The sequence below is a fragment of the Ekhidna sp. genome (assembly GCF_965228795.1).
Taxonomy (GTDB): Bacteria; Bacteroidota; Bacteroidia; order Cytophagales; family Cyclobacteriaceae; genus Ekhidna.
Genome location: NZ_OZ245839.1, coordinates 2202754 through 2226344 on the forward strand (window position 1 = coordinate 2202754; position 23591 = coordinate 2226344).

Here is a 23591-nt window from a genome sequence, read left to right on the forward strand (position 1 = left end):
TTACTTCAATTCAATTTTTATTTCATAACCATTAACCCTGATTTCTGTAGGCTTGACTGATTCATCGGACTTGGACTGTATTTCTAGTTCAAGTTGATCACTGTCTTTGATATATCTTTTTACTTCAACTCTGCCTTCATCATAATCAACCTTTCCATATTTGACATTTGATTGAAGGTTAAAAGAAGAATTCGATATACCTAATGAAGCATCGATGTACTTTCCGTCGATTTGAATAAGCTGCGACGCTGTACCAATTTTAGCAATGGTAAGTTCATCTTCATAAGCATCAAGCTCAAGGTCTCCATTTAGTATACCTATTCTATGCTTGCCATACTTTGAATCTGTGCTTCTAAACGATCCCAATTCATCAATTTCTGTTTCATCTTCATAGGATTGCCCAAATTCAATTTTTTGAATCTTTTCAGCGATCACCTTGCTATACTTACTGTTGGAAAATACTAAGTCACCGCCCTGCTCGACCTCCATGTCTACTTCATAGAACTCGAATTCACCGTTGTTGATTCCGTTGTTGATTTCAATATTACCGTACTTGAAGTTTCCATTGAGTGATTCGATCGTATTAAAAATAAAGTCTGATTCATATGCGGTGACCTCAATTGTTCCTGATTTTTCAAATTCCAATTCAGAGTATTTTGCATTTAGCTCCATACTAGCAATAGAATTAATGTCCAATTCTTGTTCATAAATTTCAAATTTGGCAGTGCCAATTTCATTTACTTGTGCTGATCCATACTTTAGATTCATATCTGCCTTTTTAATGTATTCTGCTTCAAACTCACCTGAATATTGGGAAAGTGTGACTTGGTCAAAGGATCCTATCATCCGTACTTCTTCATATGAGCTAGTGATTGTATATGGATTTTTAGAAGGAGCCTTGATTTTGTAACTAACCTTAAAAACATCATCGCCATATGACATAATTATGCCCACACTTTTGCTGCCGATTTGAATCTTGTTAGGAAGATCAAGGTCTGTGTCAATCATGAGTTCGTTGGCATTTTTATCAATGTTATTATTGACTCTTTCCTCAAACTCATCTAAAAATTCCTGAATCTTGGACGTTATTTTGCCATCGAAACGTACAGATGCTTCAATCTCAACTTCATTCTTATCCCAGCTTTCAATGGTCAGTTCAGTGTATTTCGCCTGAATGTTCAATTTATCAGTTGAGGAAACATTCACTTTGACAGTGGCAGTTCTTGTTTCTCCATCTTTGTTAGCGATTACAGCTATACTGGAGCTATATATTAACGCTACGAGTAGTATTCTTTTCATTATGTTCAATTTTGTTAGTCCTTTCTATTTCTAATTCCAGTTTTTTGAGAAGTCTGATCTTCTTTTCATAGTGGTCGATCAGTATGTTTACGAGCTGATCTTCATGGATTGATCCGATATCCCTTCTGTATAGTTTGTTGACTTCTTCCAGTGTGTGTAGTTCTTGAAAAATCCACTCAAAGTCGCTCTTACCCTTTACCTCATTTATTGGTATTTGTGATTCAATTTCATTTATTTGAGCGAGATAATTGTTTTCGATAATCCTATACTCCTCAGAGATATCACCCAAAGTAGCAAGCTGATCAACTCTATTTTGCAGGGTGATATTATGGAATAGTAATCCGATTGTACAGGTGATAAAAATCACAGCTGCAATTTTCCAAAAATGAATTGGGTGCTTTGCTTCTGACTTCCAGTCAGTCTTAATATTATCCCAAAGCTCAGGTGGTGGTGAATCCTGATCCAGTTGGTCTTTCCTGTTTCTTAATAATTCTTCAATATTCATAATGATGTTGAAGTTTGGTTTTCAAAAGTTGTTTTGCATGTCTGAATTGTGTTTTAGATGTGGACTCAGATATACCTAGTTCCTTAGCAATTTCCTTGTGTTTATACCCCTCCAGCAGGTGTAGACATAACACCGTTCTGCATCCATCCGGTAAGTCTTTTATGGCTTGATGTAATGTTTTGTTATCCACCAATCTTTCTTCAATAGTCTCGCTCTCAATACCTGACTGATTCTGAATATCCTCAAAATGGATTTTCTTTTTTCGTTTATATTCCAATCCAATGTTGATGACAATTCGCTTTAACCAACCTCCAAAAGCTTTCGGGTCATCCAAATCATCAATCTTTCTAAATGCCTTTACAAATGCTTCTTGAAGCAGGTCCTTTGCTTCATCTGCATCATTGGTCATTCGAGTTAGTGTATTATACATCGCTTTTGAATAACTATTATATAGGTTGAATGCCGCCAATTCATTGCCCTTTTTTAGCTGATTGATCCATACTATTTGAGTTTCAGTCACAGGTAATTAGCGTTTTCTATGGGTAGGATGGGAGTTATACCAAAAGGTTGTATGAAGTTAAATTTTAAATGCAAAAAAAATGCCCTGGTCATTTACAACGACCAGGGCATAGGTTTAGGTTGATTTTTTATTAGTTATCTAAGCGTGCAAGTAATTCCTCAGACTCAATCTTTTCAGAGAATTTTTGCATTAGCTCATCTTGACCTTCACATTTATAGCAGTAAGCAAGGATGAAGTTTTTCATATCAGTTTCATCCATTTTTTCTACCTTTTTCATGGCCTTTTTGATGTTGCCTTTATATGCATAGTTAAGCACAAGGTTATACTCTGCTTCTTTAGCCAGTTGATCTTTATCTGATTTGGAAGCTGTTTTAAAGTATTGGTCGCTTAATTCAAAAAAGTCTTTTGCCAGCATAGGATCCTCCAACTTTGCACCTTCTTTTTGATACCACGCACCTACATTAAATGATGCTGACTCTATATTTTCCTTCCGGATTATACTGCCAAGATCAGTAGAAGGAAGTGGTGCTGATGGAAGGTTGTCTAAAATCTTGAAATATGGAGCGGAGTTTCTATAACCAACTTCATTCCACAATACTGTACCTGTTGGATCAATAACTACAACTTTAGGAATAGAATTGGCTTGATAGCTCATTGCCAAACTTGAGTATTGATCAACATCAACTTTAAGAAATACAAACTTGTCATTGTAAGCTGCCATCTCTTCAGTGTTCCACATGTCAGAATCCATTTTTTTACATGGGCCACACCATGACGCCCAGAAGTCCATAACAATAAACTGATTGTTAGTTAAAGCCATTGCCTGGGCAATTTTCATATCTCTGGTCCAATTCACTTGTGAAAATAACGGTGAACCAATGACGGTAAGGAGTAAAACAATAATAATCTTCTTCATAATGGTATATTTAGGTTGACCAAATTTATAAAAAAAACCCAATCGTTACGATTGGGTTTTCAGTAGTTTTTTCAAACTTATCAGTTAGCTATGAGAGTTGTTCTCTTTAGGAGCTCCTGCCATGATTTCATCGTTGGCAAATTCCTCAAACTTCTTGAAGTTTTCAATAAACCTTGAAGCAAGATCATTTGCTTTTTTGTAGAAAGCCTTGTCATCTTTCCATGTCTCCCTCGGGCTCAAGATTTCACTTGGCACACCCGGACATGTAGTAGGAATCTCGGCTCCAAATATTGAATGCTTTCTATACCCAACATTATCAAGTTTGCCATCTAAAGCTGCAGTAATCATCGCACGTGTGTACTTTAAGCTAATTCGATTACCAACACCATAAGGACCACCTGTCCATCCGGTGTTTATTAACCATACATTCGCCTCGTGGGTATCCATTTTTTCTCCAAGCATTTCTGCGTACTTGGTAGGATGTAATGGAAGGAAAGGTGCTCCAAAGCATGCTGAAAATACCGGTTCCGGTTCTGTTACACCAGCTTCAGTACCTGCTACTTTAGAAGTGTACCCGGAAATGAAGTGGTACATTGCCTGTCCTTTGCTCAAGCGCTGGATAGGAGGGATCACTCCAAAAGCATCACACGTCAGGAAGAAAATGTTCTTAGGAATACCTCCAATTGAAGGCTCCATTGCGTTTCTTATGTGATGGATTGGGTAAGAGGCTCTTGTGTTTTCAGTTACAGAAGAATTTTCGTAATCTACCTCTCTGGTTCCTTCCTTGAATCGTGTGTTTTCCAGGATAGCTCCGAATTTAATGGCATTATAAATGTCCGGCTCCTTTTCTTCCGTTAGGTCGATAACCTTTGCGTAGCATCCACCTTCAAAGTTGAAGACATTCTTTTCTGTCCATCCATGCTCATCATCACCAATTAGCAAACGGTTAGGATCAGCAGAAAGCGTGGTTTTTCCTGTGCCTGACAATCCGAAGAAGATTGCTGTATCTCTCTCCTCAATACCCATGTTTGCAGAACAGTGCATACTTAGTACACTTTGCTCATGAGGGAGCATATAGTTAAGTACAGAAAAAATTCCTTTTTTCATCTCACCTGAATAAGCAGTACCTCCGATAAGAATCATTCGCTTAGTGAAGTTGATGATTGCGAAGTTGGATTGTCTGGTGCCATCGACTTCCGGGTCTGCCTCGAATTCCGGTACACAAAGGATAGTGAAGTTCGGATCAAACTCTTTTACTTTGTACTGATCCGGTCTAAGGAACATATTATAAGCAAAAAGATTGTGCCACGCCATTGTGTTGATCACACGTACTCTAAGTCTGTGTGTTTTATCAGCACCGGCATATGCTTCTCTAACATATACTTTCTTGTCTTCAAGAAACTTGACCATTTTGTCATATAACTTATCAAAGTTCTCTTCAGAGAAAGGAATGTTTATGTTGCCCCACCAAACTGAATCTTTGGTTTTAGCATCTTCAACTACAAATCTGTCTTTTGGAGAACGACCTGTGAATTTCCCTGTATCACACATCAAAGCGCCTGTTGAAGTCAATACTCCTTCACCACTTTTTAGTGTTTCTTCGATAAGTTCTGATTGGCTCATATTCCAATGAGCTTCTTTTACCTTGATACCTAAGTCAGAGAGATCACTTTTGCTGGATTTTACGCCGTATTCTTGCATTTTTTAATGGGGTATTTATAAATAATATATCCTGTTAATAAGTAGGACTCAAACGTTTGCGCGAAGTTACTGGATGTCAGTCTTTCTCGAAAAAAGGATCGACAATTTCTTTTGGTGTTGGCTTAGTTAATAGACTCACCACAACCAATGCAGTAATTGAAGCAATCAATGCCGGAATGGCTACCATTTTTGAGTCAAACGGGAATGAAATGATCCCAAAATCACCTACATAGCCCGATCTGTTTAGCACCTCGATGATCACAACGGATAACATACCAGCAAGTATCGAGGCAATACCCCCTTGTTTCGTAACTCTTTTCCAAAAGAATGTAGCTAATAATGGTGGGGCTAAGGCTGCTCCAATCATGGTATAAGAAATGAAGGCCATTGAAAGGATCTCTTCAAACTGAGTCATGATCAGGTATGCAATGAATCCAAGGATGACGATTGCACTTCGCTGAATTAAAAGTTTAGTTTTATCAGACGCTCCCTTGATAAAATACTTTTCCAGAATATCCCTGGATAGGTTTGTAGAGGTTACCATTAAAAATGTATTTCCTGTGGAAAGTATGATAGCAGCACCACCGGCAAATAGAAGCGACCCTACAAAAGCAGGTAGTTGTTCAAACCCAATCCGCAATATGATTTCTTCAGACATAGGTGCATTTACCGATCCATCCGGCATGAAAAACCTTGGATCATGAGCATAAATAGCGAAACCGACCACTGCTAAAAGACACATCAGAAATTCGATACCTACAACCCCTATAAACATTCCCATGACAGCCTTTCTGGCAGCTTTAGAGTCTTTTGCTGAAGAGAACTTTTGATAGACACTACTTTCACTCAACATTAAGATAAGGGTAGGGAGCATGATGCCGATATACCATGTAGGTTCGTGACCTTCTGTGATTGATAGGTGGTCGGGGCTTACTTCATTGATGGTGTTTACCACATTGTCCCATCCTCCAAAGCCACTAATGGCGAATGGTACCGCAAGGATAATGGCAGTGATCATGATAATGCCATTGAAAATATCAATGGAAACGATAGACACCATTCCTGCAAGTGATGTAAAAGCAATGATGATTAAAAAGGTTATTAAAGTACCTTGTTCAACGGATATCCCACCTTCTGTAAGGATCGAAAGAAATCTTCCACCTCCTTTAAACTGGTAACCAGCGATAACCAGGTATGCTACGATGATGGTGATGGTGCCCATCAGTCGAGCGAGCGGAGAATACCTTTTTTCAAGAATGTCTGTAAGTGTATATTGAGAAATCCTTCTGACCCTTGCAGCAATAAAATAAACAGCCAGAATCCCGATCCATGCACCTAACGAGAACCATAGTTCTGAGAATCCCACTTGGAAAGTGAGTCCTGCAGTACCGAACAAGCTTCCGGATCCAATCCAAGTAGTAACCAAAGTGCCTACTAAGAGATAAACCGGCACATTTCTGCCTGCAACTACAAAGTCTTCTTCATTTTTAACTCCACGGCTTTTATAAATGATTATACCCGCAAGAATCAGAATGTATCCAATGGTTACTACTAGATATGTCATGTTGCTTATTTAAAATAAGCCGCCAATTTAATCATTATCCGCTTTGGAACCTGAATCATATTTTGCTAAAAATCCAGTATAGGTGGTTTGAAGATCATCAGCAGCGCTGTTAAGGTTTGATAAATAATAATGAATGAGTTTAACCACCTTTTTCATATCCGGATCACTCAATAGCATGTCCCCAATATTCTCAAACATCTGATTAGAAATTGACATGTAGTATGTCTGCTTTTCATAAAGGATCGCAGCATCTGATAGGAAATCTTCATCAATGAACGAAAATGATCGTGATGCTTTTGTAAAGTCCCATGCACTCCTTGTCAGGAGTTCATTCTCAATGCTGATTTCAAGATGGTCTGAAAGAAGATTTTCATATTGATTGAGTGAATCCAGCTTTTTAAAATACGTCTTATTTATAATTAGTACTGAATCCAGCTCAATGCTGTTTCTCTGACATTCTTTAAGGATTTTGGTTCGTAAAACCTTACCCTCATTCTCAAGGTCGTTCGTTTGTTTGTAAGAGTTTAGTCCCAATGCCAGCAAAACAGCAAACACAATGGACACAAACTCAAAGCCAATTTGAGCCAAAGCTTTTTTCTTCATCTGCCTAAAATAAATAAACCCTCCAAATAGGAGGGTTCATCCATAGCGGACTGATTCTTATTTATGAAGGGCAGTCAGTATCATTCAATGTGCTGTCCCAGCAGTGATAGGCCGTGTCCTCAAAATGTGCCTCACTTTTCACTCGTCCTTCTCCCGATGGGTTGTTCCAATCAACTTCGATTGTATTGGAAGCGTTAGTATCTACAATTACTACACTTCTGTTAAAGTCTGCATTTGCATCGGCTGTGTAAGTGATGCTGCTTTCAAAGAAATTTCCTTCTTTTTCTACATTGAATGTAGAGGTAGCAATACCTGTTGCCTCATCATCACTCCAGTTTACAGACAACCAGGCAGAAGGACTGTCCGGACTTTCATAAAGCGTCCATGATCCTGCATCCGCATTTAGATTTGATTCGCCCTCAAACCACACAAAATCATCGAATGATCCTGTAAGAGAGATGTATCCGGTCCAGTCTACATCTGTGCCATCTACATCCGCCGTTAATCTCACTGCATAAGATCCCTTATTAGGAACGTTGATATCGTACTCCCACACCCAAAGGTTTGTTTCTGTATTGTAAGTAGCATCCTGTTTCAGTCCAATCTTAAAAGCTGTAACAGGAACGACCAGGTTTGAATATAGAATAGCTGAATAAATTCCAACACTGGTTGCTGCATATGCCCAGTTGTTTATGGTCTCTGCTCTGGCACCATCGTTCTCAAAGTTTTCAAAGTTTGGAGCCATACTTGACTCAGGTGGCATTTCAGGTCTGGGCTCTTGAACATTACCATCATCATCTGAGCATGATGAAAGCAATATCATGGGGATTAGTAAAAATGCTAATATCTTTTTCATTGTCATCTTAGTTTTAGTTCACGGCTATAAAGTCAACTCCTGTGCCAGTTAAAAAATTGTCCTTAAATAGTATTAAATGATACTTTTTCAAGAAGGTGTTTTCTCAAAATGAAAATACTGATTTAAAACTGAGAGAACTGAAGCCGGAACATATTGGAATCATAATGAGAGTCAAATGGGTTAATTCGGCCATTTTAATGGTCTATCAGGTTAGACTAGTTGATTATTTCTCAAGTTCTTTAACTCGCTTTTTAAGGGTTTTGATGAGCCAACCTTGAAAAATAATACCAGCATATAAGGCAATTGAAAAAATCAAGTTTCCATAATTTAGATGCATCATTTTCATAATAGCACCCGCAATTACAAGGATCGTAAGTATAGTGTAGATTAAATTTTCTTGTTTCATTGTATCTGATTGCTTCGAGTTAATGTTACAACATCTTACCCAATAGCTCCCGAATCATCTTAGATGCCAGAAAGGCGGTCATTTTTTGAAAATCTCTTTCCGGATTGTATTCAACGATATCAGCTCCAATGATTTCCGCATCAATGCTATGGAGAAAATCCAGCACTTGCCTTGATGTCAGTCCTCCAGGCTCGTGGTGAGAAACACCCGGGGCAAAGGCAGGATCAAAGCCATCCATATCCAAAGAGATATAGAGTGGGTTTTCAAATTTGGGGATTGTGGAAAGATCTAAATCTTTCATGTGGTGTACTTCCACATTAAACTTTTTGGCTTGCTCTGCCTGGTGTGTATTTATTGCCCTGATTCCAACCTGAACCAGTCTTGTGGCTAAGCCACTTTCCATAATTCGGGCAAAAGGACAGGCGTGTGAGTATTTATCCCCTTCAAAGGAGTCGTACAAATCTCCATGAGCATCAATCTGAAGGATGTCCAGTTTAGGATATTTCTTACTATGAGCTTTAATGATGGGGTAGGTGATGGAATGGTCTCCGCCCAGTGTTAAAATCTTTGCGTCTGAATTTAGATGGTTGTCAGTAATGTGCTCTATATCGAAGTATTCCTTGATATCGAAATCACCTTTGTCAATGATTCGCGAGTCTTCGATTGAAATTAGATTTTCTGTAAAGTAATTTGCCGAACCGCAATGCAATGCTTCTCTAATCAACGGAGGGGCAAGAGCAGGCCCTCGCTGATAGGATGACTTTTCATCAAATTGGATGCCCTGTATGATGATGTTTTTCATTTTGGTTTATGCTTGATATCCTGATATGATCTTAATAAAAGTAACTAAGGTCATCTGTCTTAGCAAACAGGTCAAAGTGGTATGAAAGCCAAACAACTGATAATTGAAACTTATGGCGGTTATGAAATATGAAGAACTTATAGTGGACCCTGTCAGGATTTCAAATCCTGACAGGGTTTAATAAGGAAGCATTCCTTTACAAACGGACGATAGCTGAGAAAGAAATCATAACATACTTCCGGATAGCATTAAAAATACTTGTGATTTATGCATCCTCGTCACAGACGAGGACGAGATGGGAGTTTTATATAAGGAAGAGGTACGAGCTATAAGCTCGCACCAGCCTGGGAAGAGGTACGAGCTATAAGCTCGCACCAGCCTGGGAAGAGGTACGAGCTATAAGCTCGCACTAGCCTGGGTTAATCCAACATTTCATCAGTAACCTCAAATACGCATTCGCATCTGTTTTTTGAAAGTTCCCGATGTTTACCCGCAAAGTCAGTCTGTGTTAAAGTCAATGCTAACCGTTGGTTGACTCCAGTTTCTACCCAAACAAATATTGAATCGCCTTCTTGCAATCCTGGGCAATCAGCATATGCCTCAACTGAGCCTCCAATATCAAATCCTTCCGTCAATAGTTGTCGAGCGTTGGCCGGCAAAAGAACACTATCCAATAGTATTGATTCAGAATAGGATACATCTTGATCATCAAAGGGAATTGGGTTGTTTCGGACTAAAAGAATTTCGCTATTAGAAGAGTTGACAATCGCTTTTTCATAGTCTACCACAGGGTCGCATGCATTTAAAATGGTCAACAAAAAAATTGAAATTAGGGCTGCAATTATTTTGTTTGTATTCATATCTAATTTTTGGTTTTTGAACGCACAGTGACTTTGGTTATTGCGTATGTTCTTTCAGGTATTATGCCACCACCATAATAACGGAAATCTTCCTGTTATCTACCTTTCAAATAACGTTAAGTATGCATTTATTTCCAAATAGTATAGAGTACCTGAACAGGCTAATTAAGATCTGAATCGAGTTTTATTGCAGTAACCAAAGGGCCCGGCCCGCTTAGCGCCGGTCTGGGCCCAAGGCCTTGTGGGATGGAGCGTCCCAAAATCCTTTTTCACTATAAACGAAAAAAGCCCTCTCCAAAGGAGAAGGCTTTCTATATCTAATCTGAGCGTTTGATTACATCATGCCGCCCATGCCACCGCCCATTCCGGCCGGCATAGCTGGAGCAGCACCTTCTTTCTCAGGCTCCTCAGCAACTACACACTCGGTAGTCAATAGGAGCGCAGCGATAGAAGCAGCGTTCTCAAGCGCTAGTCTTGTCACTTTTGTAGGATCGATGATACCAGCTTTGAACATGTTCACATATTCACCGGTAGCAGCATTGAATCCGTAATCTTCTTTACCTGCTAGCACGTCGTTTACAACAACAGAAGCTTCACCACCAGCGTTTTCTACGATGGTTCTCAATGGAGCCTGGATCGCATTTCTAACAATAGTAACACCAGTGTTCTGATCTTCATTGTCTAGCTTCAAGCTGTCAAGGGCATTCATTGCTCTGATCAACGCAACACCACCACCTGCTACAATACCTTCCTGTACAGCAGCTCTTGTTGCATGAAGTGCATCATCCACTCGGTCTTTCTTCTCTTTCATTTCTACTTCAGTAGCTGCACCTATGTAAAGGATTGCAACTCCGCCGGAAAGCTTAGCAAGTCTCTCTTGCAGCTTCTCTTTGTCGTAATCTGAAGTAGTGTTCTCGATCTGCTGCTTGATTTGGTTTACTCGAGCCTCAATATCTTCTTTCTTACCAGCACCATTTACAATAGTTGTGTTGTCTTTGTCGATATTGATTTTCTCTGCAGTACCTAAGTAATCAAGGGTAGCGTTTTCCAGTTTGTAGCCTCTTTCTTCAGAGATTACTGTTCCGCCAGTTAGGATAGCGATATCCTCTAGCATTGCTTTTCTTCTGTCACCGAAACCTGGAGCTTTAACAGCAGCGATTTTCAGTGATCCTCTGATTTTGTTCACTACTAGTGTAGCTAATGCTTCACCTTCTACGTCCTCAGCAATGATCAACAATGGCTTGCCAGTCTGGGCAGTTGCTTCAAGGATAGGAAGCAATTCCTTCATGTTAGAAACCTTCTTGTCGTAGATCAAGATGTAAGGGTTTTCCAACTCAGTTTCCATCTTGTCCGTGTTAGTCACGAAGTAAGGAGAAAGGTATCCTCTGTCAAACTGCATACCTTCTACAGTTTTCACTTCAGTCTCAGTACCTTTTGCTTCTTCTACAGTGATTACACCGTCTTTGCCAACCTTGTCCATTGCATCGGCAATCATTTTACCGATTTCCGGATCGTTGTTAGCAGATACTGAAGCTACCTGAGCGATTTCTTCAGAAGTTTTGATGTCTTTAGACTGCTTTCTTAGGTTTTCAACAACAGCTGTTACTGCTTTGTCGATTCCTCTTTTCAGGTCCATCGGGTTTGCACCTGCAGCTACGTTTTTGATTCCGTGACCGAAGATTGACTGAGTCAATACAGTTGCAGTAGTAGTACCGTCTCCCGCATCGTCTGCAGTTTTAGAAGCTACCTCTTTTACAAGCTGCGCGCCCATGTTTTCGATTGGCTCCTTAAGCTCGATTTCTTTTGCTACAGAAACACCATCTTTAGTAACAATAGGTGCGCCGAATTTTTTGTCAAGGATTACATTTCTTCCTTTTGGTCCAAGTGTAACTTTAACTGCGTCAGCAAGAATGTCAACACCAGTCTTGATGCTGTCTCTTGCGTCGGTATTAAAGAATATATCTTTTGCCATGATTATTATTGATTTTCAGTTTTTAGATTAATTAAACAATTCCGTAAATGTCTGCTTCTTTCATGATCAAGAACTCTTTACCGTCAATGGTAATTTCAGTTCCGGAATACTTTCCGTATAGCACCTGGTCTCCGACCTTTACGTTGATAGGTTCGTCTTTCTTACCAGTACCGATAGCGACAATCTCTCCTCTTTGAGGTTTTTCTTTAGCAGTATCAGGAATGATGATTCCGGATGCTGTTTTTTCTTCAGCCGCAGCAGGTTCTACCAGAACTCTGTCAGCAAGTGGTTTGAAATTTACTTTAGACATGTTTGTAAACGTTTATGTTTAGTTGAATTCAGTTTCATTGAACACATTATCATTAAATGTGCCAAGTCGGTCATGTCAGGTTTATTTAACCATCATTCTGACATTTTTACAGGCTGGAATGTCACTTTCCTCTAAAATCACGTTTTACCTCTTGACAAATTGACATTTGAGGTTTAAATTTTTCCTTAAAAAGTAAAGTGTATGGATAGTTTAAAACATGATTGGCTAACTGAAGGCTTGATTGATTACGAGTACAAAAAGTATGTTTTATTGGCATACTTAAAGGACATAGGAAAAAAGTTTAATCAATCTGAGCTGTACCCTTTTATGACGGATTTGATTTTCCATTACCGAAATCTTATCAAGGTCCGTGAAAGCAAAAAATTGATGTATGACAGCTTTCCCGAAACACTTACCAAAGCTGACTTCAATAAGTTGCGACTCACTTATGATAAGATCATAAATGATGATGAAGTAATGGAACAGATCGAACGCATCATTTCATTTGCTATTCCAAAGATGAAAGGGATGCTGGAGGAAGGGAAAGAACTTTATGAGTTTGTGGAAGAACAAATCAATTTAGAACCTGTGGGTGTCTCGCCGATCTATTCTGATGAAGGTTATTTATTTATTAATCAGGATGCCTCTAGCGATGTATCGATTTATAGATACCAGATGACATTTTTTGAGCATGCTGAAGAAAAATATCGAAGCATGAGCACGGAGTTTCTGATGAATGAGATCAGAAATATCAGTAAATCTTATGAAAACATAAAGGTGAGCCTGACTAAGAAGTATACGGAGCTTCCCAACCCTGCAACATACCTGGCGGTAAGTAAATTAAAGTTTCCCCTTAATGAAACGGTGCTGCCTGTAGCAAAGAGGATGTTGGTTCGAAGGATATCTACCACAGACTAACTTTTATTGCTGACAATTACTATTTAGATAAGGGCATTCATTATCTAAGTTGCTATTATTGTCGGTAGTATGAAGAGGAGTCTTATAATCATTTCACTTCTGGCAATTGCATATAGTGGATTCTGTCAACAAAAAATTCCACTTGTTAGACTGTTACAGGAGCTGGAATCATCAACTAACAATATATTCTATTACAAAAACGAATGGATTGACACCATAAAAGTAGAGCAGTCATTCCGATCAGGTTGGTTAACAAAACTGAATAAAAGACTGGCTCTATCCGGATTCAAGGTTTATGTTTATCAAGAAGAAAATGTCTTCATTTATCCCAATAGGCTTGAATTCGAACGGTATACACTACTGAATTCACAATCTGTTCCTCATGATACTGCCAAAACACAACGAATTGGAGATATAAATGTGAGCGGTGCGGATCGTGATGGTCTATATGACTTAGAGGGTAATGTATCAAACGAGTATGGTACCAAGCTGGCTGGCGTTAATATTACGATTGATGGACAGCTAAGAGCGCAAACGGATACCGCAGGTTCATATACCATTGAGCTAAGTCCGGGCAATTATAAAATAGGCTTTAGCTATGTTGGCAGAGAGCCTGAGGATCGATTTATCACTTTTTACTCTTCAGGTAATTTAGATATTTCACTATTTCCTGAGTCTAGGTTACTAGATGAGGTGGTGATAGAAGGTAATCAACTAAATGAAAGCTCCGGATTGAATGCGGTAGGTGTGCAAAGAATAAGTACAGCCAAACTTGAAAAGCTACCATCATTTGCCGGAAACGTGGATGTTGTAAAAGGTGCCATTGTACTTCCCGGAGTATCTACTTCCGGTGAAAGCTCTTCCTATTTGAATGTGAGGGGAGGCGGTAATGACCAGACCCTGATGCTGATGAACAACGCTACAGTATACAATCCCGGGCACCTTCTTGGGTTTTTCTCAGTGTATAATGGCGATTTTGTATCAGATGTTACATTGTATAAAGGAAATATACCTGCAAGGTATGGGGTGAGAGCATCATCTGTTCTGGATGTAAAAATGAACAAATGGGGAGACAAGAAGTACTCCTATTATGGAGGTATAGGAATAACCGATTCTAACCTCGGTTTTAAAACAAAGCAGTTGAATGATAAGCTTGATATTCATATAGGTGGTCGATTGTCCTATTTAGATTGGGTTTTTGATTTGATACCTGACAAGGATATTATTCAAAGTTCTGCACAATTTGGTGATGCTAACTTTAGTTCCAGGTACATTTTAAATGATAAAAACAGCCTGTTTCTATCCGGTTACTTCGGTGAGGATTATTTTAAATACTCGGATCAAATCATCTATCGATGGAAAACCTATACCAGTAACTTAAAATGGAGCCGGCTACTTAAAAATGATTTTGTCTTAGAAACTGAGTTTTCTACAGGTAACCTCAACAACTCATCAGAAAGCCTTCAGTTGAATGATGAATTTGAGTTTAGCAATGGCATTAAGGAAATGTCGCTTAAAAGCATAATAAGCAATGAGAAGATAGAGGGTGGGATCGATATTACAAGCTACAATATTTCTTTAGGTGAAATTGTTCCCACCAATCCTAATTCACTTGTCAGGGCAGAGTCGTTAAAAAGTGAGTATGCGTTAAACCTTGGTTTACATGGTAGCTACTTGTTTAAAATCAATGAGAATTTAGGAATAAGTACCGGTCTTCGCTTTAATTCTTATATGAACTTTGGGCCTACTTCTGTGAATGTTTACGGAGCTGGTTTACCATATTCAGAAAGGAATATCTCCGGTCAGGAAGAAATTGCTTCAGGGGAGTTGGAGTCTTCCCAGCAGGTGTTGGAACCAAGGCTAGGAATAAACTATAGAATAGGCAATCATGGCATTCGGGCAGGATACTCTCGGATCAACCAATTCTTACATCTAATATCCAACACAGTTTTAATAAACCCATCGACGGTATGGAAGGCGAGTGATCGATACATTCCACGTACGACGATCGACCAATATTCATTAGGGTTTCAAAAGGACTTTCCGGAAAAAGGTATCTCTGTTTCCGTAGATGGCTTTTATAAGAAATCTGCCAACCTGATAGATTATCGTGATGCAGCTGAATTGGTTTTGAATGATGATTTGGAACAGGAAATATTAAGAGGTGAGGGAGATTCTTATGGGGCAGAGTTGTTGCTGTCAAAGGACAAAGGATTGTTAACAGGACTGATCTCTTATACCTACTCACGATCCTTTATTAAAGTTGTAGATAAAACACAAGGCATTTCAATCAATGGGGGTGAAAGGTATCCGTTTTATTCAGATAGACCACATAATGTAAAAGCTAGTCTTGACTACAAGCTTTCTAAAAAATGGACACTGTCAACAAACTTCACCTATGTTTCCGGAGCTCCAATTAGTGCTCCATTGGCAGTATATGAAATTGAAGGAGTCAAGGTTCCTTACTTCTCAGAACGCAACTCAGAAAGAATCCCTGACTATCACCGGTTGGATCTGGTACTGACGGTTAAAAGTAGAATTAGAAAAACTAAAAAGAATAATGATCGCTGGGTGTTGACATTATACAACCTCTACGGGAGAGATAATGTAGCTACCATCTTTTTCTCCAGCAACAATAACAGACCGGCTCAGCCATTTAAATTGATTAATGTAGGAAGAATGATTCCTACTATTACTTACAAGTTTGAATTCTAATGCGGTGGCCTAGTATCATCATATTTGCCATTTGGGTAATAGGCTGCAGCGAACCCTTTGAATTTGATGCAAATGGTGTGGAAATCCATGTAATTGATGGTAAAGTGTCTACACTGGAAGGCAGATCCTTTATTCGTATCTACTCATTAAAGAATGAAAATATAGTACAACTATCTGATTTGGATGTTCGGGTAGTGTCTAATGCAGGAACTGAATATAGTTTTAATTATGTGAGCGATTCCAGTGTCTACGTTCCAAATCAAATGGAATTTATGGGTGTAGAGGGAATAAGCTATAAACTTCAGGTTTATCGTAATTCAGAATTGATTTATGAGTCTGATTATGATTCGATCGCACCAGCGATTGATTTTACTATAACTACTGCAGATACCACAGTATCTACTTTTAGTTCAGGTGTAATAATTAATGAAAATGGTAAAGTAGTGCTGGCCAATATTGCCTCATCAAGAGACATTAATGGCAAGTTTGAGTTTAGATATTTCTATCAGGATTACTTTACGGAGGAAACAATTGAGGTAAATGATGAAGAAGAATACACTTTGTACTCCTGTGATCCAAGCGAGGTATGCCCTGATTCTATAGGAGTGGCTGTGGGGCTCACTTTGCGCGAGGAATGGTACTTCTTTAAAAACACAGCATTATGCAATACCGTACGTGATACGGCTGATTTCTTAAGATTCGTGCAGAACTGCGAGCAATATTTTAATTGCTGTCATGTGGAAGAGGAGTGGCTGGCAGAATTTGAAGTGATATCAGAATCAATATCACCTGAGATATATGGTTTCTGGAGTGATGTAGAGAAGTTAGGTAGCAATGATGGATTGGTGTTTGATACGTATCCATTCCCACTTAGAGGCAATGTAAGATCTGCTAATGGAGAGGTTGAAGTTGTGGGCATTTTTAGAGCTGTATCAGAAGTATCTAAAACCAAACCTGTATTTCTATAATCAATAATGAATAGAGCAATTACCATATTGTCCTTTGTAATATTAATCGGATGTGCCGAGCCCTATAGCTTTGAAATAAACTCAGTTACAGTTGAGGTAATTGATGCAAAAGTTTCTACCCTTCAAGGGAGGTCATATGTTAGAATCTATTCGCTTAATGGAGATGAAGAGGTTCAGCAAAGCGGTGACTTAGATGTTTTTATTGTTGATGATTCTGGAGTCGAATATCCGTTTAGTTATTCAATTGATTCAACATATAGACCGCTATCACAAGGGTTTAGAGGAGAAATAGGTAAGGCTTACAAATTTATCGCATCACGTGAAGGAGAGGTGCTTTTTGAATCAGCTTATGATGCTATTTACGAGCCAGTAGACTTTGAATTATTCACGAGCGATTCATCCATTATGATATTAAATGCAGGGATTTTTATAAATAAGACAGGTACCGCTGTTTATGTAACCGTACCTGCACGAAGCGAGTTGTACAGCAAATTTGAGTACCGATATTTTTATGAAGACTATTTCACGGAAGATACTGTAGAGGTAAATGATTTTGAAGAATATACACTGTACTCCTGTTTAAACAATGACTGCCCCGACTCAACCAAGTTACCAGTTGGCCTAACCTTAAAAGATGAGTGGTATTTTATTTTAGCTGATTGCGTTCCACCACCAGAAATCACGAATATTATTGAACAATGCCCCAATGTCTGCTGTGAATACCGCGAGAATTGGCCGGTTTTGATGGAGGTAATATCAGAATCAATAACTCCTGAAGTATATGATTATTGGCTTAAGGTAGAACGGTTAAGTGAAAATGATGGATTGGTATTTGATACCTATCCATTTCCTTTAAAGGTGAATATTGAATGCGTAAACTGTGATCATGAAGTAGTAGGACTTTTTAGAGCAGTCGCTGAAACATCCAAAAAGCTAGAAATTATGCTTTAAGCATATTATGATTAAATATAAGCTTACCATATTGACCATGCTGAGCCTGCTATCATGCGCTGAACCATTTGAGTTTGGGGTTCAACAGCGTTCACTAGTAGTTGTGGATGGAAAAGTATCTACCCAAGCTGGTGAATCCTATGTTATAGTTAATGAACTTGATGCAGAGGGAGAGCTAATTCCAATCACCGATTTGGCGGTTTCTATTCTTAATAACGAAGGGGAGAATTATACTTTTCAATACAATAGCGATTGTAATAAATACTTTCCTGCAGACCCTAACTTTCATGGAATCGCAGGGCAGTCCTACAAGCTGGAAGCTCAATCCAGTAATGGAACCGTTTTAAGTTCAGATTATGAACTCATATCAACCCCCTATGCATTTAGTGTTATTTCAAGAGATACAATTGAGAGACGTCTTTCAGCACTCAATGTTATCATGGAAAGAGATGGAACAGCAGCACTAGCGGTAATACCTCCACCATCACGCGAAGTTTATTCTAAGCTATCTTTTAAATACTCTTATCTAAGCCCGGTAACGTTAGAAAGAGAAGAGGTGAACTTTGATGATTACGTTTTACACTCGTGTACCAATCAGACCAATTGTACTGAAACGGTTACTATCCCTGTTGGCTTTCGTCTCAATCTTCCCTGGGAGTTTTATGACAGATCTCCCCCATGTCCCTCTGAACCTAATCAGTCAATACTGTGTGTAGAAAACCCATGTTGCAGGTTGGAACAATCTTGGATAACTGACTTTGAAATAGTACAAGAAACATTGACCCCTAAGTCTTATCAATATTTCAAAGAAATCAAACGTCTAACAAATAATAATGGCCTTGTTTTCGATACTTATCCTTTTCAACTAAAAGGAAATATAGAATGCGAAGACTGTGAAAATGAAGTTGTAGGAATTTTCAGAGCAGTGGCTCAGTCATCTGCCACAGTGGAAGTAATAATATGAAAAGAATAATAATATATACGGTTTGTTTACTCGGTCTCCTAAAAGGCTATAGTCAAGGTTTAAACGAGGCTGCTATCATAGATGCTTATAGTGACTATAAGTTTAACAACCCGTTAGAGTATTCCTTTGTTGCGACGGATCGACAGATATACTTCACCGGTGAAAGCATCAAATTAAGTGCTATCATATTTGATCAATATCACTTACCTACCACTCTAAGTAAAGTATGCTATTTGGAGCTTATTCATGAATCAGATGAGTATTCGACCAAATATGCATTGCGTTTGGATAGTGGTATCGTAAATGATCAAATTAGCCTTCCTACAGACATACCTACTGGCAATTATCAGTTGGTGGTTCATACCAAATTCATGCAAAATTTTGAGGTAGAGCAATACGCTCATCGTTTACCTCTTTATATTCAAAATACACTTGATGCTCCAAAAGCTGTATGCAGGAAGGTTGATTATGAAAAATCTGAGTTTATGCCTGTTCTGAATAATCAGGTGGATATCACGCTCAACAACACCGATTCAAAGGTCTTTTTAGAATTTAATAATTTATCTACTGCGGGTTCTTATTTTCTTGTGAGTGAGGGACTGAGAGGTATTCAATTCGTTGCAAAAGTGGATCTTAAACAGGGTAGGACGAATATTGGAATAGCTAAAGAAAAATTTCAAGGAAACCTTCAAAAATTGATATTAATTGGAGATAAAGAAGTGGTAGTAATCAAATGTTTTTATTTAGAAGGATCTAATCAACCAAGCACTGATTTCTTAGAAAGAACGCTTAACTCCAAGCTGGAGAATAATAGTCTTACCTGGATTGCAGTTTATGATCAAGAACCTTTTTATACAAGATCACAGGCTTTAATGAAACATGTTTATCGACTATTTTATAAGTTACCAAGATCTCTAAATACCGAAATGCAGAGCTTCGAAGAATTAACATCTGAATCGATGTTGGATTCATTTTCAAAATATTCACTGAAGGAATGGGAGAGCATTTTGAAAGCAGAAAAAAAAGTTGAAATTAAATACTATCCTGAGGAAAATATTCAATTGAAGGGAAGGGTAGAAGGGGCAACTGATCTGATTAGCAATTCAAGTATAATTTTTCATTTTTTCAAGAACGATCTTGACCTCTCAGTGCCTTTGGATAACTCAGGTGAGTTTTTGATTGATTTGGTTTTTCCTGTTGGTCAAGATTATGTGAGTTTTTCAGTTGTAGAGAATAAGTCTTTAAAAGATATCTCGGATAAGGTAGTCATTGAGGTGGATGAGAACGTCGATTTTTCTTATATCCCTACCGTTTCTTTCTATGATAAAAACGTAACCGACGATTACATCAATGATCAATTGGAGTTTAAATATGCCTTGTCGACCTTTTACAATCAGGATAGATTTAAGACATACTTCTGGGAGGACTATTCTTTTGATATGACTTTTAAGTCAGATGATTATGTGAGACTTGAAGACTTTGAAGATTTTATCAAAGAGGCGGTGATGAATGTTTCTGTGGTTGAGGATAAAGGTTCAAAATCTGTTAATGTTTACAATGGATTTAATGGCTCATTCGAGAAACCTCAGCTAATTATTCATAATAACAGAGCGATTAGGGACGAATCAGAGCTTTTTGATCTCTCGTTTGATCAAATTGATTCTGTACTTGTAGCTTTTAATGATGAGACAATACGAAAATTTGGGAACAGCTTCAGCAAAGGAATACTAGCGGTTGTCTCTAGTTCTAGTAATTACACTGAATCAAATGAGCGAATGAACAACTTCATGCCATTTACAGGGTATCATCATTTTGAGCAAAAGAATCCAGTAACTAAACCATTTGAATCGACACTGTTTTTCGGAATCAATCGCAATGATTATGAAGATAAATTGCTAGCTGAAGAAGAATACAAAATCTATATTCAAACCATCGGAAAAGATGGAAGGATAGATTATTTCTCCGAAAAGCAATTAAATAAATAGGTTATTCGCTAGTAGAGTCAGTAGCACTAGTCTCACCAGTAAGCCCTTCAAGATCAGAGCTGTTTGCATCAGCTGGCTGAATTCCTTGAGGAATTACCGGTTGTGTAGTTTGAGCATTATCAATGTTAGGGCTGCTCAAAACGTCCTGATCTACATCCGGTTGGATAAAGTTAGTAGATACGGATAGAACCAATAGTGCGATAGCAAAACCCCAGGTTAGTTTTTCAAGAAGATCTCCCGTTTTTTTAACCCCCATTAGTTGGGTTGTACCTGATCCACCAAATTGACTGGATAGCCCACCACCTTTTGGGTTTTGTGCAAGCACAACAAGGATCAACAACACAGCTACTATTACAATCAGGGTTACAATTATTCCGTACATCTATTCAATCTTTGAAATTAAGTCCGCAAAGTAAGATTTTTTTTCCGGATATTTCAAGCTTAATGCCTCATAGATTTCAATTGCACGCTTTTTATTTCCCTGATGAAGGTAAATCTCAGCCAGGTATTCTGATGCGAGGTTAGGATCCCATGAAGCACTCCTCTCAGCAAGGTCCTCCGCTTTCATATCCTCTTTTCTTTGATACTTGATAGTAGGAGACTCCTTGATAAACTTGTCTATGATGTCTTGAGGATCCTTTTGATCAGATTTGTCATCTTCATTTTTTTCATCCTTTTTGGATGACTTAGACTTAGAGGTAGTCTTTTCTTTACTTGTTTTCTTAGCTTTTTCTTTTTTTGGCGCTGCTTTTTTTGATTGACCAGACTTTTTCTCTGTCGTTTTTGGTGTAGCCTTTGATTTCTCTTTCTTTTCTACCTCTTTGCTATCGTCTTTTTTTGATTGTGGTTTTTCTGTTTTGTCTTCAGCTATAACCTGATCTTTTATTGACTTTACTCTTCGCGGATTTTTTCGTTTGACAGGTCGTGCTTTCGATAGGTCTGGTAGTCTGATTTTTGACTTTTCATCATCACTTTCCTCTTGTGATTCTGCTTTCGGTTCTTTCTTTTCCTCGACCTTCTGTTCCGCTACTGCCTTTCCTTCACCCTTCTTCTCTTCATCTTTCTTGTCTTCTTCCTTCTTCTCTTCGGCCTTCTTCTCTTCGGCCTTCTTCTCTTCGGCCTTCTTCTCTTCGGCCTTCTTCTCTTCGGCCTTCTTCTCTTCGGCCTTCTTCTCTTCGGCCTTCTTCTCTTCTTCCTTATCAGTAGCAGGTGTTTTTGAAGCTATGTCTTGATCCACCTTATCAGAGTCGGTATTGTCTTCTTTATTGGCATCCTCTGCTTTTTCCTCTTTACCCGAATCTTTAGGTGAGTCTTTCTTATCTATAATTTTATCCGTTGACTTCTTAACAGTTGAGTAGTCATCACTCTTAGAAGCCTCTTTCTTTTCTTCCTTCTTATTTCCTGTATCCTCATCATCCATATCGAGGAAACTTGTATCCAAATCTTCAGGTGGCTTAAACGAGCTTCTAAGTTGGAATCTGGAGAATCTAGGCTCCTTAATAACACGCTCTGCTCTTTCATCTTCAGATGAAACATCTTTTTCATCTGAAGAAGTTGCGCTTTCTTGCTTCGGAGTAGGTGGGTGTTCTTTTGGTTCCTTATCTGGTTTAGCTACTTGTTTAGAATCAGCCCCTTTATCATCTGAATCTTCTGGTTTAGAATCAGTTTCTATCTTTTCAGAAGACCCTTCTTTTTCAATAACGTCTTTCTTCTTAGTCTCCTCTTTATTTTTAATTTCTTTCGATTCTTTAACTGCCGCTTCCTCTTTAGTCTCCTCTTCCTCCTTACTTTCTAGCTGTTTCCTGGCAACCTGCTCTTCTTCCGCTACTTCTTCCTTGGCTTTCTTCGCAGCTGCTATTAACTGCTCATTGATAGCGGCTGCTGATTTCTTCATCTCTTCAGCAGACTTATTAGCTTCAGCAATAAGCTTTTCTGTATCTAAATCCGAGGTATCTTTCGTTTCTTCTGCAGATTGGTCAGTTACAGATGTTTCTTTTTCCGTTTCCTTTTCTTCGGTTTTATCAGTATCTACGGATTGACTGGTTTTAACTTCAGGGTCTTTATCCGGCTTAGCACTTTTTCCGGTTGCTTTTTCTAAAGCTGCTGAAACCGCATCGTCTTCTTCGATTTTATCCTGAACCTTAGTGAACTTTTCGCGAGATGATTTTAGATTTTCCAGGTCATGTTGGAGTTCTTCCAGGATTGAATCTAATTCGCCACTAGAGACTCCAGGTACCTGTGGTTGCGGTTTTGAAGGCTTCTTCTTAAGGTTTTCAGACTGAGCCTCTTTCTTAGTTTCTTTGGCTTTTTCCGATTTGCTTGGTGGAGCAATGTCCGGTTCACTGGCTTTTTTGGTAGGCGGTTTTGGTTTATCCTCAGGGGCTGATGGCTTTTTGATATCAGCTTGGGGTGTCTTGGTAGGAGTATTGGCTGCTTTTTCCGTTTGTTCGGCAGGATCTTTTTCGACCTTTTCAGCTTTAGGTTTTTCGACAACTTCTGATGGTCTTTTCAAAAAGAACAGATTGCCGGAAAGATACTTTTTTAATAAAATCCGATCGGTTGAGTAAATAGCTGCAGAAGCTATCCTTTTTTTTGTTTGAGGGTGATTTTGCTCTTTGCTTGCTTTTGCAAGCAACAACCGACCGCTTAAGAAATAGGGATGTTCATTGACTATCTCCTCAAGTTTGTCAAGCTGGGGGCCAGATAGCTTTCCCGGATCTCTTAGAAAGGTTATTAGTTCGGTTTTATTCACAGGTAATGATGTCGGTGTTTAAGC

General features: G+C 38.6%; 21 protein-coding genes. 6 read left to right on the plus strand and 15 right to left on the minus strand.

What is annotated here, in order from left to right; genetic code table 11:
* The 13 genes from ACQK2H_RS10015 to ACQK2H_RS10075 all read right to left on the minus strand — a co-directional run bounded on the left by ACQK2H_RS10015 (position 1) and on the right by ACQK2H_RS10075 (position 12314).
* Positions 1-1299: a hypothetical protein gene (locus ACQK2H_RS10015; protein WP_425391302.1), complete on the minus strand. Its 1299-nt coding sequence runs from the start codon at positions 1297-1299 to the stop codon at positions 1-3.
* Positions 1265-1804, minus strand: a complete 540-nt coding sequence (locus ACQK2H_RS10020; RefSeq protein WP_425391303.1) for a hypothetical protein — start codon at positions 1802-1804, stop codon at positions 1265-1267. The genes ACQK2H_RS10015 and ACQK2H_RS10020 overlap by 35 nt, the downstream gene beginning before the upstream one ends.
* Entirely contained in the window at positions 1794-2324 is a 531-nt protein-coding gene (locus tag ACQK2H_RS10025; protein ID WP_425391304.1) for an RNA polymerase sigma factor, read from the minus strand. Before ACQK2H_RS10025 ends, ACQK2H_RS10020 begins: the two co-directional genes overlap by 11 nt.
* A 130-nt stretch (positions 2325-2454) precedes the next feature.
* The gene (locus ACQK2H_RS10030; protein ID WP_425391305.1) at positions 2455-3240 is read right to left on the minus strand and encodes a thioredoxin family protein; all 786 of its coding nucleotides are present in this window, start codon (positions 3238-3240) and stop codon (positions 2455-2457) included.
* Between the two features lie 84 nt (positions 3241-3324).
* Positions 3325-4941 carry a phosphoenolpyruvate carboxykinase (ATP) gene (gene pckA / locus ACQK2H_RS10035; protein WP_425391306.1) on the minus strand — a complete coding sequence of 539 codons (1617 nt, stop codon included), beginning with the start codon at positions 4939-4941 and terminating at the stop codon, positions 3325-3327.
* A 76-nt stretch (positions 4942-5017) separates the two neighbouring features.
* A complete protein-coding gene (locus ACQK2H_RS10040) occupies positions 5018-6505 on the minus strand; it encodes a sodium:solute symporter family protein (RefSeq protein WP_425391307.1) in 1488 nt (495 codons plus the stop codon).
* Positions 6506-6532: 27 nt separating this feature from the next.
* A complete protein-coding gene (locus ACQK2H_RS10045) occupies positions 6533-7108 on the minus strand; it encodes a hypothetical protein (RefSeq protein WP_425391308.1) in 576 nt (191 codons plus the stop codon).
* A 61-nt stretch (positions 7109-7169) separates the two neighbouring features.
* The gene (locus ACQK2H_RS10050; protein WP_425391309.1) at positions 7170-7964 is read right to left on the minus strand and encodes a hypothetical protein; all 795 of its coding nucleotides are present in this window, start codon (positions 7962-7964) and stop codon (positions 7170-7172) included.
* 223 nt (positions 7965-8187) lie between these two features.
* On the minus strand, positions 8188-8370 hold the full coding sequence (locus ACQK2H_RS10055) for a hypothetical protein (protein WP_425391310.1): 183 nt from the start codon (positions 8368-8370) through the stop codon (positions 8188-8190).
* A 25-nt stretch (positions 8371-8395) separates the two neighbouring features.
* Positions 8396-9172 carry an agmatinase gene (gene speB, locus ACQK2H_RS10060; RefSeq protein ID WP_425391311.1) on the minus strand — a complete coding sequence of 259 codons (777 nt, stop codon included), beginning with the start codon at positions 9170-9172 and terminating at the stop codon, positions 8396-8398.
* A 419-nt stretch (positions 9173-9591) separates the two neighbouring features.
* A complete protein-coding gene (locus tag ACQK2H_RS10065; protein ID WP_425391312.1) occupies positions 9592-10032 on the minus strand; it encodes a hypothetical protein in 441 nt (146 codons plus the stop codon).
* A 334-nt stretch (positions 10033-10366) separates the two neighbouring features.
* Complete coding sequence (gene groL / locus ACQK2H_RS10070; protein ID WP_425391313.1) at positions 10367-12004, minus strand: chaperonin GroEL; 1638 nt, start codon at positions 12002-12004, stop codon at positions 10367-10369.
* Between the two features lie 31 nt (positions 12005-12035).
* Positions 12036-12314, minus strand: coding sequence for a co-chaperone GroES (locus ACQK2H_RS10075; protein ID WP_425391314.1), 279 nt, complete (start codon positions 12312-12314; stop codon positions 12036-12038).
* A 201-nt stretch (positions 12315-12515) separates the two neighbouring features.
* Here ACQK2H_RS10075 and ACQK2H_RS10080 point away from each other — a divergent pair, with 201 nt between their 5' ends.
* From ACQK2H_RS10080 to ACQK2H_RS10105, 6 genes are all read left to right on the plus strand, one after another.
* Positions 12516-13232: a hypothetical protein gene (locus ACQK2H_RS10080; RefSeq protein ID WP_425391315.1), complete on the plus strand. Its 717-nt coding sequence runs from the start codon at positions 12516-12518 to the stop codon at positions 13230-13232.
* A 69-nt stretch (positions 13233-13301) separates the two neighbouring features.
* Positions 13302-15947 (plus strand): TonB-dependent receptor, encoded by a 2646-nt coding sequence (locus ACQK2H_RS10085; protein ID WP_425391316.1) that lies wholly within the window; start codon positions 13302-13304, stop codon positions 15945-15947.
* A complete protein-coding gene (locus tag ACQK2H_RS10090; protein ID WP_425391317.1) occupies positions 15947-16915 on the plus strand; it encodes a hypothetical protein in 969 nt (322 codons plus the stop codon). The genes ACQK2H_RS10085 and ACQK2H_RS10090 overlap by 1 nt, the downstream gene beginning before the upstream one ends.
* Before the next feature lie 6 nt (positions 16916-16921).
* Positions 16922-17866 (plus strand): hypothetical protein, encoded by a 945-nt coding sequence (locus ACQK2H_RS10095; RefSeq protein WP_425391318.1) that lies wholly within the window; start codon positions 16922-16924, stop codon positions 17864-17866.
* A gap of 7 nt (positions 17867-17873) precedes the next feature.
* Positions 17874-18830 (plus strand): DUF4249 family protein, encoded by a 957-nt coding sequence (locus tag ACQK2H_RS10100; protein ID WP_425391319.1) that lies wholly within the window; start codon positions 17874-17876, stop codon positions 18828-18830.
* On the plus strand, positions 18827-20815 hold the full coding sequence (locus tag ACQK2H_RS10105; protein WP_425391320.1) for a hypothetical protein: 1989 nt from the start codon (positions 18827-18829) through the stop codon (positions 20813-20815). Before ACQK2H_RS10100 ends, ACQK2H_RS10105 begins: the two co-directional genes overlap by 4 nt.
* Before the next feature lies 1 nt (position 20816).
* Here ACQK2H_RS10105 and secG read toward each other — a convergent pair whose 3' ends face one another.
* On the minus strand, positions 20817-21197 hold the full coding sequence (gene secG, locus ACQK2H_RS10110) for a preprotein translocase subunit SecG (RefSeq protein ID WP_425391321.1): 381 nt from the start codon (positions 21195-21197) through the stop codon (positions 20817-20819).
* Complete coding sequence (locus ACQK2H_RS10115) at positions 21198-23567, minus strand: hypothetical protein (RefSeq protein ID WP_425391322.1); 2370 nt, start codon at positions 23565-23567, stop codon at positions 21198-21200.
* Positions 23568-23591 lie beyond the last annotated feature (24 nt).